General features: G+C 59.5%; 13 protein-coding genes and 1 riboswitch. Of the genes, 8 read left to right on the top strand and 5 right to left on the bottom strand.

All coding sequences use genetic code 11. The features are described from left to right. Positions 1-17 precede the first annotated feature (17 nt). Both pheT and ROS217_RS05595 read right to left on the bottom strand, forming a co-directional pair. On the bottom strand, positions 18-2,417 hold the full coding sequence (gene pheT, locus ROS217_RS05600; protein ID WP_009816712.1) for a phenylalanine--tRNA ligase subunit beta: 2,400 nt from the start codon (positions 2,415-2,417) through the stop codon (positions 18-20). 111 nt (positions 2,418-2,528) lie between these two features. Continuing rightward, positions 2,529-3,545 carry a D-cysteine desulfhydrase gene (locus tag ROS217_RS05595; protein WP_009816711.1) on the bottom strand — a complete coding sequence of 339 codons (1,017 nt, stop codon included), beginning with the start codon at positions 3,543-3,545 and terminating at the stop codon, positions 2,529-2,531. A 96-nt stretch (positions 3,546-3,641) separates the two neighbouring features. Between ROS217_RS05595 and ROS217_RS05590 the strand changes: the two genes are divergently transcribed. Further along, a complete protein-coding gene (locus ROS217_RS05590) occupies positions 3,642-4,514 on the top strand; it encodes a LysR family transcriptional regulator (protein ID WP_009816710.1) in 873 nt (290 codons plus the stop codon). Positions 4,515-4,520: 6 nt separating this feature from the next. On the opposite strand, the gene ROS217_RS05585 is transcribed toward ROS217_RS05590, so the two are convergent. Then, complete coding sequence (locus ROS217_RS05585; RefSeq protein WP_009816709.1) at positions 4,521-5,225, bottom strand: winged helix-turn-helix domain-containing protein; 705 nt, start codon at positions 5,223-5,225, stop codon at positions 4,521-4,523. Between the two features lie 24 nt (positions 5,226-5,249). Then, positions 5,250-5,483, bottom strand: a complete 234-nt coding sequence (locus tag ROS217_RS05580) for a hypothetical protein (RefSeq protein WP_009816708.1) — start codon at positions 5,481-5,483, stop codon at positions 5,250-5,252. A gap of 193 nt (positions 5,484-5,676) precedes the next feature. On the opposite strand from ROS217_RS05580, the gene ROS217_RS05575 reads away from it, so the two are divergent. The 4 genes from ROS217_RS05575 (at position 5,677) to ROS217_RS05560 (ending at position 8,495) form a co-directional block, all read left to right on the top strand. Beyond that, complete coding sequence (locus ROS217_RS05575; RefSeq protein ID WP_254656375.1) at positions 5,677-6,072, top strand: hypothetical protein; 396 nt, start codon at positions 5,677-5,679, stop codon at positions 6,070-6,072. 27 nt (positions 6,073-6,099) lie between these two features. Beyond that, positions 6,100-6,582, top strand: coding sequence for a hypothetical protein (locus ROS217_RS05570; protein WP_009816706.1), 483 nt, complete (start codon positions 6,100-6,102; stop codon positions 6,580-6,582). A gap of 76 nt (positions 6,583-6,658) precedes the next feature. Then, entirely contained in the window at positions 6,659-7,279 is a 621-nt protein-coding gene (locus ROS217_RS05565) for a ribonuclease HII (RefSeq protein ID WP_009816705.1), read from the top strand. 100 nt (positions 7,280-7,379) lie between these two features. Further along, complete coding sequence (locus ROS217_RS05560; RefSeq protein ID WP_009816704.1) at positions 7,380-8,495, top strand: site-specific DNA-methyltransferase; 1,116 nt, start codon at positions 7,380-7,382, stop codon at positions 8,493-8,495. 83 nt (positions 8,496-8,578) lie between these two features. Here ROS217_RS05560 and ROS217_RS05555 read toward each other — a convergent pair whose 3' ends face one another. Next, positions 8,579-9,943 carry an MmgE/PrpD family protein gene (locus ROS217_RS05555; protein WP_009816703.1) on the bottom strand — a complete coding sequence of 455 codons (1,365 nt, stop codon included), beginning with the start codon at positions 9,941-9,943 and terminating at the stop codon, positions 8,579-8,581. Between the two features lie 129 nt (positions 9,944-10,072). Continuing rightward, a riboswitch (TPP riboswitch) is annotated at positions 10,073-10,174 on the top strand. 45 nt (positions 10,175-10,219) lie between these two features. On the opposite strand from ROS217_RS05555, the gene thiD reads away from it, so the two are divergent. Genes thiD through thiS form a run of 3 tightly spaced genes read left to right on the top strand, consistent with a single transcriptional unit; the run spans position 10,220 to position 12,181 of the window. Next, positions 10,220-11,014, top strand: a complete 795-nt coding sequence (gene thiD, locus ROS217_RS05550; RefSeq protein ID WP_009816702.1) for a bifunctional hydroxymethylpyrimidine kinase/phosphomethylpyrimidine kinase — start codon at positions 10,220-10,222, stop codon at positions 11,012-11,014. Then, the gene (locus ROS217_RS05545) at positions 11,011-12,000 is read left to right on the top strand and encodes an FAD-dependent oxidoreductase (protein ID WP_009816701.1); all 990 of its coding nucleotides are present in this window, start codon (positions 11,011-11,013) and stop codon (positions 11,998-12,000) included. Before thiD ends, ROS217_RS05545 begins: the two co-directional genes overlap by 4 nt. Continuing rightward, positions 11,984-12,181, top strand: coding sequence for a sulfur carrier protein ThiS (gene thiS / locus ROS217_RS05540; protein ID WP_009816700.1), 198 nt, complete (start codon positions 11,984-11,986; stop codon positions 12,179-12,181). The genes ROS217_RS05545 and thiS overlap by 17 nt, the downstream gene beginning before the upstream one ends. Position 12,182 lies beyond the last annotated feature (1 nt).

Here is a 12,182-nt window from a genome sequence, read left to right as displayed (position 1 = left end):
GGTGTCCTCCTCTTGTCTCAGCCCCGCAGCACCCCGCCGGTGGCCTTGGTCACTTTCTCGATGATCTTGGCCGAAACAGTCTCTATTTCGGCCTCAGTCAGCGTTTTATCGCGCGGTTGCAGCCGCACAGTGAGGGCCAGAGATTTCTTGCCCTCGCCCAGATTGCCGCCGATGAACGCGTCAAAGATACGCACATCCTCGATCAACGCCTTATCTGCGCCGGACGCCGCATTGATCAAGGTGAGCGCTTCGATTTGCGCATCCACGACAAAGGCGAAATCCCGTTCAACGGCTTGCAAGTCACTGATATCCAAAGCGCCTCTGCTCGCCGAGCTCTTGCGCGGCAGGGGAATATCAGCCGGATACAGGGTAAAGGCCACGGCAGGTCCTTTGACATCCAGCGCCTGCAAAATACGCGGATGAACCTCTCCGAACACGCCCAGAACCTTCTTCGGGCCAAGACAAATCCGCCCATGCCGGCCCGGATGGAACCAGACCGGACCATCCCGCAGGATCTGCACCTTGGACGGTGCGCCAATCGCTGACAGGATCGCTTCTGCATCCGCCTTGGCGTCAAACACATCAACCGCCCGCGCGCCCCCATGCACGTCCTTCGGTCCGGTGCGACCAACCAGCAGACCCGCTACCTGTAGGTGTTGCTCTCCCGGTTCACCCCCATGGAATGCGTGCCCCACCTCGAATAGGGCCAGATCCATGATCCCTCGCGCCTGATTGCGCGCTGCCGCTTGCAACAGACCGGGCAGCAAATCGGGGCGCATATGACTCATGTCCGAACTGATCGGATTGGCCAGCATTGTCGCATCATCTCCACCGCCAAACAGCGTCGCCGCCGCATGGTCGATAAAGCTGTAGGTGACGCATTCATTATAGCCAAGCGCCGCCCCCGTACGCCGTGCGATCTGCTCGCGCTTTTGCATCGGGCTCAGAATTGGCTTCGGCACGCCCGGCAGCGCACGCGCCATTGGGCGGCCTTTCAGTTTGGTCAGCGACGCAATCCGCGCCACCTCTTCCACCAGATCGGCCTCGCCCAGAATATCCGGTCGCCAGCTAGGGACATAGGCCATGCTGCCCTCAATCTTGAACCCAAGCGCTGTAAGTGTCTGACGTTGCTCGCTTTCTGGAATGTCCATCCCGACGAGAGATTGCACCCGAGCCGGGTCGAGCCGATAGGCGCGGCTCACATCCGGCACCTTGCCCGCGACCACGCGGTTGGACGGAACGCCACCGCAAAGATCCAGGATCATCTGCGTCGCCAGATCCAGCGCCTCCATGTTGAACGCGGGATCAATGCCACGCTCGTTGCGATAGCGCGCGTCAGAGTTGATCCGCAGGGCACGGCCCGTCGTGGCGATTTGCACCGTGTCCCAGACCGCCGCTTCCAGAAAGACATTCACGGTCTCATCGGTGCATCCCGTTGGAAGCCCGCCCATGATGCCACCAATGCTCTCGATGCCGCTGTCATCGGAAATTACCACCTGACCGGGGCCAAAGGTATATTCCTTTTCGTCGAGGCCAATCAGCGTCTCGCCGCCTGTCGTGCGATGCACACGCAGATCACTGCTCACCTTGTCAGCGTCGAACACATGCAAGGGGCGGTTGCGGTCATAGGTGAAAAAGTTGGTAATATCGACAAGCGTTGAAATGGGGCGCAGCCCGATGGCCCGCAACCGCTGTTGCAGCCACTCCGGCGAGGGACCGTTCTTGACCCCCCGGATCAGTCGTCCGGCAAAAACCTCACAGCCGCCGGTCGCGGTATCTTCGTCAATCGTCACGCCAATGGGGCAAGAGAATTGCCCTTCAATATCAACGGTTTTAGCGGGTTTCATCGTGCCCAGCCCCCGCGCCGCGAGATCGACTGCGATGCCGCGCACGCCAAGCGCGTCGGGACGGTTTGGGGTAATCGCAATCTCGATCACCGGGTCCACCTTGGCGGGGTCATGTGTGGCCAACCAATCAGTGAACCGCTCACCAACTTCGCCCGAGGGCAGCTCGATGATGCCGTCGTGCTCTTCGCTCAACTCCATCTCGCGCTCGGAACACATCATGCCATAGCTCTCGATACCACGGATCTTGCCCACGCCGATGGTGGTGTCGATCCCGGGCACATAGACGCCCGGCTTGGCGATCACTACGGTAATCCCTTCACGTGCATTGGGCGCGCCGCAGATGATCTGTGTCTCGCCATCCGCCGTGGCCACCTGACAGACTCGCAGCCGGTCCGCATCGGGATGCGGTTCCGCCTTGAGCACCTTGCCGATGGTAAACTCACGCAGCCGCGCGGCGGGATCGGTGATCCCCTCTACCTCCAGCCCCAGATCGGTCAGGGTCTCGGCGATCTCGGTAACCGAGGCCGTGGTTTCCAGGTGCTCTTTCAGCCAGGACAGTGTGAATTTCATGCGTGCTCTTCCGCCTGCAAATATGGGTTACAGAGGGCTTTACCGGATATGTCGGGCATGGAAAACCCCGCATTGCTGCGGGGCTTTGTCTTGGTCGCCGGTTCAGGCGGATTACTTCTTCCAGCGGCCCGAGAAATCAAAGGCGCTGTCATAACCGAAGAGCGCAACAGAACCCCCGGTATGCAGAAACACAACACGCTCGCCTTTCTTGAAATGCCCCTTGCGGATCAGGTCGATAAAGCCCGCAGCCCCCTTGGCCGAATAGACCGGATCGAGCAGGATCGCCTCCAACTCGGCAAACATGTGAATTGCCTCGATGCCGGATTCTGTAGGAATACCATAGCCTTCGCCGACGTAATCGGTATTGGCGACCACATCCTCGCGCTTGACCACTCCGGCGCAGCCCAGCTTTTCAGCAGTGGCACAGGCGAGGTTATAGACGTTCTCTTCCTGCTTTGCCTTGGGCGCGCGCACGCCAATTCCGAGGAGCGGAATCTGCGCATTCATCGCTTTGAGCCCGGTGATCAGCCCCGCCTGCGTGCCTGCACTTCCGGTGGCATGGACAATGTGATCCACCTTGAGCGCCCGATCATTGAACTGCGCCAGCATCTCAAAGGCGCAGTTGACATAGCCTAGCGCGCCCGTCGGGTTCGACCCACCACCGGGGATGGTATAGACATTGCGCCCCTCGGCGCGGAACTTGTCCGCGACCTTTTCCATCTCGGCATTCATATCGCCGCCGCCGGGGCGCTTTTCCGTGGTCGCGCCGTGCATATGGTCCAGAAGGACGTTGCCGCCATTGTTGTAGTTGGCGTTGTTGGAGCCGGTTCTGTCCTCAAGTAGCAGGTGGCAATCCATGCCCAGCTTGGCCGCAAAGGCCGCCGTTTGGCGCGCGTGGTTGGACTGGGTGGCGCCCTGGGTCATCACCATATCCGCGCCCTGCAATTCGGCCTCGGCCATCAGGAACTCGAGCTTGCGGGTCTTGTTGCCACCGGTGCTGAGGCCGGTGCAATCGTCGCGCTTGATCCAGATTTCCGGCCCGTTCAATTCCTTGGTCAAACGATCCAGCCGCTCCAGTGGCGTTGGCAGATGGGCGAGAAAGCGGCGGGGATAGCGGGCAAGATGCATGGGTGTCCTCCATTAACATGCGTTTTCTGTAGGCTAAGGCGGGACATTGGCCGCGTCTAATGCTATTATCGTCACCTATAATGCAAGGAGTGCAATATGCGGATGGAATGGCTGGATGATATTCTGGCAGTAGCAGATGCGGGATCACTCGCACGCGCCGCCGAGATACGGCATGTCAGTCAATCCGCCTTCACCCGACGTCTGCGTGCCATTGAAGAGGCGCTCGGCGTGCCGCTCTTTGACAGGCGGCGCAAACCCGTGGTGCTTTTACCCGATATCGAGGCGCAGGCAGGCGAGATGCGGGCGCTGGCCACGCAACTGCGCCACCTACGCGAGAACCTGATGCAGAGCTCCGGCGCCCGCGGCCTCACGCTCGCCTGTCAGCATGCCATCACCACCACCCATTCCCCCGCGATTGTCAGCATCCTGACCGCACAAGGCGGGCGACCCGTGCGGGTGCGCTCTGACAACCGCGAGGAATGTCTCTTGCGCCTTTTATCCGGCGAGGCCGATCTGGCCGTGGTCTATGCCGTGCCCGAGATTGCGCCGCTCACGCTCAGCCGAAGTTTTGAGCAGGTGCTCTTGGGACGCGAACGGCTGAGGCCCGTGGCGGCCCCGCGTCTTGCGCAGGGTGACGATCTGCCGTTCATCGGCTATCCGGGAGACGTGTTTCTGGGTCAGATCATGGCCCGCGCGATCCTGCCACGGATTCCCGCGAACCGTATCCTGCGCCGTCGGGCCGAAACCGCCCTGACGCTGGCAGCCCATGAATATGCGCGCCGGGGAATCGGGGTGGCATGGCTTCCCGAAGGCATGGTGCAACGCGATCTGGATGAGGGGCGTCTGGTGCCGCTCGATCTGACCTTGCCGGGGCAGGAAATGGAGCTCTGGATGATCCGGCTCAGTGAACGCAGCGATGATGGCTGGGCGCATGATTGGTCGAGGCTGGTCGCGGCATTGGGTGTCTGAGCCAGCTCAGACCACCCGGATCACATCCTTGTCGATGGCGAGCATATAACCATGACGCGCGATATTCTTGACCAAAAGCTCGCTCACCAACTGATTGCCCAAGGTATCACGAAGGCGTTTGATCCTTGTGGCGCCCGCCGCCTCTTCGCAATCCTCGGGCTTGCGGCCTGAAATCACCGCCTCAATCTCTGCTCCGGTCATCACGTCATCATCCATCCGCGCCTCGGCCAGAACGCTGAGGGTTTCCATGGCGGCATCGGTCAGCTTGAATCCCATATCGTTGAGATAGACCGTCTTTTCATCGCGGCTGATCAACAGCGAACTGACCTGAATTCCCGACCGCTCGATTTGTGCCATCCGGCGGTTGAGGGCAATCAGCATCACCAGAAACACAAGTGAGGCCACGAGGAGCGCTGTTGCAAAGACCAGCAGTACAAAGATGACCATCCTGTAACTGACCAATGTTTCTGAGAATGCCGTGCCAGAAAGAGCAAGGATCTCCAGCAGTTTGATTTCGCCTTGACCGGTCAGTGCGTCGTTCTCGACAAATATCCGCTCGACCCGCGCATTAAAGGCGTTGGCGTCCGGCAGGCTGAGAAACAGGAAAATGGCCGCAATCGTGAGGATCGCCACAATGCCACCCACTCCGGCAATCACCACGCGGTTGCCAGATCGGCGCGCATCGGCGGCGGTGGTGGTTATTCCGCGCATCGGAGTGCCTGTGAAAAAGTCACCTTAGTTTTCCTTCTTCGACAGCACCTTGAGCAAGGTCAGCCCTTGCTGTGCCAGTTGCGCTCGAAGGGCCGCCTCTGCCGAGGCGCAGGGCGCGTTCACGACGGTCACGTCGTAATAAAGCTCAAGCGGTTTGTCGCGCTTGGCCTTGTATTCCACCTGACAGGCCGCATGCGCCGAAGATGCGGCAAGGACGAGGCCAAAGGCAAGAATGAGGGGGCGTATGCTTTGTGTCATTCGGCGAAGATGCGCCAAGGCCAGCAGCTATTCAATAACTTGTGCGACGGAGTGACCGCGAAACGGCGTGTTATCTGATATCATCTGGGCGTTATTGCCTGTCTGGACAGCCTGCCCTCACCCTTGGGTTACAGCGTCCGGTCATGTGGGCCGACGCAGAGTAACGACCGTCAGCATCCTGAAAGGAATGACCATGCATCGCAAGTTCATCGCTCTCATCATCGGCGCGGCTCTGACCGTGACCAGCCTCACCGCCGCACCTGTCCAAGCGCAGAACCGGGGCGAGACCGCCGCCATCATCGCCGGTGTGGCTGCGCTGGCCATCGTCGGCGCCGCGATTTCCGACGACCGTAACCGCGACCGCCGCAAGGATTATGTCACACGTGGTCACGGATATCAGCAACCCTACTATGCCCCCAAAAGACATCACAAGCAGGTCTACAACCACAGCCCCAAGCGGCATCACTACAACCAGCAGCGCTATTATCAACCCCAGCGTGGCTATGGGCGTCCACACCAAGGCCGCCCGGTTTATCAGCGCGGGTATGGCAACCACGTTCCTTACCACCGGGACAATCATCGCAACTAAACTCGTCGCATCTGAAAGGAGCGTCCGATGTTCAGCAAGTTCACCTCAGTCCTTATGATCGGCGCTCTTGCGCTGACCACGGTCACCGCAACGCCTGCGCTTGCCCGCGATAAAAGCGACAATCGCAACCTCGCCGTTGGGCTTGCCTTGGGCGCAATCGTTGGCGCGGCGATTGCCAGCAACAACAAGCAGAAAAACAACGGCGGGTATCGGGACTACGATGGTCGAAATGACTACAACCATGATCGTCGCCATGACAACGCCTATGACGATCGCGGCCATGGCAACGGTCGCGGAGGCTATGGCAACACCTATGGCCGGGCGCAGCGCGTCAACTTGCCGGGGGCCTGTCGTGTCTACGCGGGCAACCGGGCTGGATATTCTGGCCGCTGCCTGAACCAGCGTTACGGTTCTTACAATGCCCTGCCGTCAGCCTGTGCCGTGCGCGTAGGCGGGCATCATCAGGTGATCTATCGCGACAATTGTCTGAACCAATACGGCTATTACTGAACCCTTCGAGCAGACGGGAGGGGGAGGGGCTTGCCCCTCCCTTTGCATTTGCCGCCGCCCTGTGTATTTGCGGGCCATGTCCGGTCCTGATTTCAGCCATGAACACACCGCCCATTCACAGGGCTATCGGCGCATTGCCGGTGTTGACGAGGTCGGGCGCGGACCGCTGGCGGGGCCGGTGACCGCCGCCGCCGTGATCCTGGATCCGGGCAATATTCCCGAAGGCCTGAATGATTCCAAAAAGCTGAGTGCTGCCCGTCGCGCGGCGCTCTGTGGCGTAATCCTCGCGACGGCACATGTCAGTGTCGCCCATGCCAGCGTAGACGAGATTGACCGGCTTAATATCCTGCGCGCCTCACATCTCGCGATGGAGCGTGCAATTGCGGGGCTTGGACTTGCGCCTGACCTCGCGCTGATTGATGGCAACCTGATCCCACGCGGTCTGACCCTGCCAGCCCGCGCCATTGTGCGCGGCGATGCCATTTCACTCTCTATTGCGGCAGCCTCAATTGTCGCGAAAATCAGGCGCGATCAGATCATGTGGGATTTGGCGCAACAGTTTCCCGGTTATGGCTGGGAGCGAAACGCAGGATACCCGTCGAAAAGCCACAAGCAAGCGCTTCTAAATCTTGGGGTGACCCCACACCATAGACGTTCATTCAAACCAGTCCACAATATATTGTATCAAGAAGAATAACTAACCCTATGATTCAAAAAAGAAATTGACGGCGAATCAGCTTTGACTCATCTTGGTCCCCAACCACCAGAGCGCAAAAGCGCCGGGACAGAGGCAGAAGATGACAACAATGACCAAAGCCAAGAGCGCGCCTGCGCTCCCTCTCAATACGATTATTGCCGGTGATTGCATCGAGGTGATGAACAGCTTGCCAGAGGCAAGCGTCGATCTCATTTTTGCCGATCCACCCTATAATCTCCAACTCAAGGGCGATCTGCATCGTCCTGACAATAGCCAGGTGGATGCGGTCGATGATGCGTGGGACCAGTTTGCCAGCTTCGCTGCTTATGATAAGTTCACCCATGACTGGCTCAAAGCGGCGCGCCGACTGCTTAAACCCCATGGGGCAATCTGGGTCATCGGATCTTATCACAACATTTTTCGGGTAGGGGCGGCGTTGCAGGACGCGGGCTATTGGATCCTGAACGATGTGATTTGGCGCAAGTCCAACCCGATGCCGAATTTCCGCGGCAAGCGCCTGACCAACGCGCATGAAACGATGATCTGGGCCTCGAAATCAGAGGGCGCGAAATACACATTCAATTACGAGGCGCTGAAATCGCTGAATGATGGCGTGCAGATGCGCTCGGATTGGGTGCTCCCGCTCTGCACCGGGCATGAGCGGCTCAAGGATGACAAGGGCGACAAGGCGCATCCGACGCAAAAACCCGAGAGCCTGTTGCACCGCGTCTTGGTCGGGTCCACCAACCCCGGAGATGTCATTCTGGATCCATTTTTTGGCACGGGCACCACAGGGGCCGTTGCCAAGATGCTGGGCCGCGACTACATCGGCATCGAGCGTGAGGCCGCCTATCGCGTGGTCGCGGAAAAGCGGCTGGCAAGCATTCGCAAATTTGACCGCGACGCGCTTCAGGTCTCGACCTCGAAACGGGCAGAGCCGCGTGTGCCCTTTGGTCAGTTGATCGAGCGCGGCATGTTGCGTCCCGGTGAAATGCTCACATCCATGAACGGGAAATGCGCCGCAAAGGTGCGCGCTGATGGCACTTTGGTGGCTGATAGTATCAAGGGCTCGATCCATCAGGTCGGCGCACATCTCGAAGGCGCGCCCTCTTGTAATGGCTGGACCTATTGGTGCTTCAAGCGCGAGGGCAAGGTTGTGCCCATCGACGTGCTACGCCAGCAAATACGCTCGGAAATGGAAGAGCGCCCCAACTGATCCCCAAGACACCGCCGGTGCCCAAGGCCTGACTTTCTCGGGCACCATTGACCTGCCCCGCCTTCATGGCGGGGCTTTTTTCGTCACTGGTCCGGGGCACGAGTGACAAGAGCGGTCAGCTCGGAAAAGAGTGTATTGGGCTGCAATAGTCTCTCTTTCATATCCCAGAGCGCGGAGATGCGCCCTGCGGACAGAACATGACCAGCCATTGCATCTAACTTGGCTCTTATGTCCGCCTCGGGCATCGGGGCCTCAGGTCCGCCGCGCGCATTGACATCGCCTGAGGAAAGCCGCCGCCCGTCCCGCAGGATGGCCGTGACATCCGACCAGCGCCCGGCGGGAAAGCGGGCGGAATGGCGCGGTTCTTCGCGCACGGTGATACGGGCATGTATCTTGGCAACGTCTGCATTCCGAAGTCCTGCGCCGGTTATGTGTTCCGGGCCGATCCGCCCATGAACCAACAAGGACGCGAGAGCAAAGCCAAGCGAATACTGTGCCTCGCTGGTGGTGGTGGGAAGTCCGGAGTAAAGCGCAGCAGATTCAGCAAAGGTTGCAACCTCAAGCGTCTCGATTTCGGGTCCAGTAACCGCGTGCTCGACCATCAGCACGCGAACGCCTTCGAGCGCACCATGGGCCCAACGACAGATTGGATAGGGCTTAATGTAGTTCCGCAAGAGCGTCCAATCCTGTCCCAAATCTCCCCAAATATGCGTCACGTCGGCCCCTTCGACCGTGATGGCGGGCGCGCCGATAAAGCCACGCTCGGCCTGTATCAGAGACGAAATCCCAACCAATGCGCCCATTCCTGAGCCATCATGCAGCATGGTGGGATTGGCAATCTCGCGCATCATCTGACTGCGCGGCCCATGGTATTCGGCGATACCCATGGCCTGACGCAACACCTCGGGCGTTTGCCTCCGAAGATGTGCCCCGAGTGTCGCGACCCCTAATGCATTCCATGCCCCCGACGTGTGGTAATCAGCGGTGGTTGCATGCAGCGCGACGCCCGCCCGCGCGGCTATCTCATAGCCCACGGCAAGGGCTGTGAGCGCCTGCCGCCCGGTCAGATCCAAGGATTGCTCGGCATAGGCAAAGAGCGCTGGCACCAGGGCACAGCCGATATGTCCCTTGGTCGGGTTGTAGCCATCATGCCCATCGAGATTGTCAATCTGCGTGGCCAAGGCCCAAGCCGCCCCCGGCCTCGCGCAGCGCCGACCATCAAAGAGCAAAGTTGCGCTGTGTTTGTCACTACTCGCACCGTGAAAATCGACCGCAAACTCGCGCGCGATCCTACTCACGTCGAGCGATGCCGCCCCCGCCGCAACCCCAAGTGTGTCGACAAGCAGTAATGCGGCCCGTTCAAGCACCGCCTCAGGAATGGAAACCGAAGGATCAAGCGAAAAGTCAGCGATCTTATCAAACTGATGAGGCACCGGAGCAAAGGACATCAAGGCATCTTTCTGCAAGGAACATTTCCTCACCCTGACGCGATTACGCGAAGCCTTGAGTCCTGTTTGCGACATGTCCTATCCTGCAATCTCCTCTTGCAGCATAAGAAATCGGCTGTTAGCTATTGGCAACATCCGTTGGGGTGCCCGTTTTCGGGCTGAGAGACATTACGTCAACCCATCGAACCTGATCCGGTTGATACCGGCGTAGGGAACGGACATCAGCACGCAACACGCGTCCCAAGTCCGTTTCCCTCGACATGAGAGGACTGGCCGATGGTGGCAACGGCATTGACAATCGCGGGCTCCGATAGCGGTGGAGGTGCGGGGATTCAGGCGGACCTCAAAACCTTTTCGGCCCTGGGTGTTTACGGCACCAGTGTGATCACCGCGGTGACCGCACAAAACACCTGTGCGGTCACCGATGTGCATCCCGTTCCGAATGCCGTTGTTGCCGCTCAGATCGCTGCTGTTTTGGGCGATATCAGGGTCGATTGTATCAAAATTGGCATGTTGGGCGATGCCAGCCTGATCGAGACCGTGGCAGAGGCTCTGGCGGGGTACTCCGGACCGATCGTGCTTGATCCGGTCATGGTTGCCAAATCCGGAGCAAAGCTCTTGCCGGATGCAGCCCGAGAGGCTTTGATCGCGCTGCTTTTGCCGCGTGCCGATCTAATGACCCCGAATTTACCCGAGGCCGCGAGCCTTCTTGGCGCCTCAGAGGCTGAGGATGACGCTGAGATGCAAGCTCAAGGTCAGCGCCTGCGCGACATGGGTGTTCAAGCGGTACTGATGAAGGGTGGACACGGACGCGGCGACACTTGCAGCGATTGGCTGATCTCTGACGGGGTGGTGAGGTTCGACGCGCCCCGTATCGCCACGCGCAACACCCATGGGACGGGATGTACTCTGTCCTCTGCCATCACGGCGGGGCTCGCAAAGGGCCTAACATTGCCCAAAGCGGTAGAAAACGCACATATCTGGCTGCATCGGGCGATTCTGGCCGCCAACATGTTGGAGATCGGCCAAGGACATGGCCCGGTGCATCATTTTCACGAGATCTGGACATGAGCAAGGCGATCACCATACGAGGGGCGGGGATCGTGGGCCTCTGCGTTGCCACAGAGTTGATCGCACAAGGCGCGCGCGTGATCCTGCGTGATCCTGCGCCAGAGCCGGGACCAACCGCATGTTCTTGGTGGGCGGGGGGTATGCTTGCGCCTTTTTGTGAAGGATTCAGTGCAGAAGAACCCGTAGTCCGCCTGGGTCAACAGGCGGCGGATTGGTGGTCAGCACAGGGCGTCAAAGTCGAGCGTAAAGGCACTCTTGTGGTAACGTTGCAACGTGATCGCCGCGAACTGGATCAATTTGCCCGAAGGACCAAGGGGCACCGGCTGGTATCAAGTGAGGAACTGGCCAAGTTAGAGCCGCATTTGGCCGAGCATCACGCTCGTGCGCTGTATTTCAAAGATGAGGCGCATATTAACCCGCGCATGGCCCTCGCGCAGTTGCGGGATTGGCTTGTTCTCTCTGGCGTCGTATTCGAGCAAAGCGCTGAGACCCCGCATGGCCCTGTGATCGATTGCCGCGGACTTGCGGCGCAAGATGCATTGCCTGAACTGCGGGGCGTCAAAGGCGAAATGGTCATCCTGCGCGCCCCGGATGTGACCCTAAATCGGCCCATCCGTCTACTTCATCCCCGCTTTCCACTCTATATTGTCCCACGTGGAGACGGTGTTTTGATGCTGGGTGCGACGCAGATCGAAAGTGAGGAACGCGGGCGCACCTCGGTCCGGTCTGTGATGGAGTTGCTCTCTGCTGCCTACGCACTGCACCCGGCCTTTGGCGAGGCGGAGGTGATGGAGATCGGTGCAGACGCTCGCCCAGCTTTTCCCGACAACCTGCCGCGCATCATCCGCAAAGGGGACACGATCTATGCCAACGGCCTCTTTCGTCACGGCTTTCTTCTGTCGCCTATCGTGGCACGGATGGTGGCCGGTTTGGTGACAGGCGACAATGCAAACCCGGAGTTTTTGGCCCATGAATATCACGGTTAACGGCACCACGCAGGATACCGCAGCCACAACGCTCGACGCGCTGCTGACCGAGTTGGGCTATGGCGAGGCCAAGGTGGCCACAGCGGTGAATGAAAGTTTTGTTCCTGCTATAAAAAGGCCGGAACAGAGACTGAATCACGGCGACCGCATCGAGATCGTCGCACCACGGCAAGGGGGCTGAG

Source organism: Roseovarius sp. 217 (genome assembly GCF_000152845.1).
Classification (GTDB): Bacteria; Pseudomonadota; Alphaproteobacteria; order Rhodobacterales; family Rhodobacteraceae; genus Roseovarius.
The sequence above is the reverse complement of the archived record's forward strand: the minus strand, read 5'-3'. Positions and strand labels throughout refer to the sequence as shown.

What these genes read in the sequence shown, in the direction of transcription:
- pheT (WP_009816712.1), bottom strand. Translation starts at nt 2,417, where the DNA reads ATGAAATTCACACTGTCCTGGCTGAAAGAGCACCTGGAAACCACGGCC.
- ROS217_RS05595 (WP_009816711.1), bottom strand. Translation starts at nt 3,545, where the DNA reads ATGCATCTTGCCCGCTATCCCCGCCGCTTTCTCGCCCATCTGCCAACG.
- ROS217_RS05590 (WP_009816710.1), top strand. Translation starts at nt 3,642, where the DNA reads ATGCGGATGGAATGGCTGGATGATATTCTGGCAGTAGCAGATGCGGGA.
- ROS217_RS05585 (WP_009816709.1), bottom strand. Translation starts at nt 5,225, where the DNA reads ATGCGCGGAATAACCACCACCGCCGCCGATGCGCGCCGATCTGGCAAC.
- ROS217_RS05580 (WP_009816708.1), bottom strand. Translation starts at nt 5,483, where the DNA reads ATGACACAAAGCATACGCCCCCTCATTCTTGCCTTTGGCCTCGTCCTT.
- ROS217_RS05575 (WP_254656375.1), top strand. Translation starts at nt 5,677, where the DNA reads ATGCATCGCAAGTTCATCGCTCTCATCATCGGCGCGGCTCTGACCGTG.
- ROS217_RS05570 (WP_009816706.1), top strand. Translation starts at nt 6,100, where the DNA reads ATGTTCAGCAAGTTCACCTCAGTCCTTATGATCGGCGCTCTTGCGCTG.
- ROS217_RS05565 (WP_009816705.1), top strand. Translation starts at nt 6,659, where the DNA reads ATGTCCGGTCCTGATTTCAGCCATGAACACACCGCCCATTCACAGGGC.
- ROS217_RS05560 (WP_009816704.1), top strand. Translation starts at nt 7,380, where the DNA reads ATGACAACAATGACCAAAGCCAAGAGCGCGCCTGCGCTCCCTCTCAAT.
- ROS217_RS05555 (WP_009816703.1), bottom strand. Translation starts at nt 9,943, where the DNA reads ATGTCCTTTGCTCCGGTGCCTCATCAGTTTGATAAGATCGCTGACTTT.
- thiD (WP_009816702.1), top strand. Translation starts at nt 10,220, where the DNA reads ATGGTGGCAACGGCATTGACAATCGCGGGCTCCGATAGCGGTGGAGGT.
- ROS217_RS05545 (WP_009816701.1), top strand. Translation starts at nt 11,011, where the DNA reads ATGAGCAAGGCGATCACCATACGAGGGGCGGGGATCGTGGGCCTCTGC.
- thiS (WP_009816700.1), top strand. Translation starts at nt 11,984, where the DNA reads ATGAATATCACGGTTAACGGCACCACGCAGGATACCGCAGCCACAACG.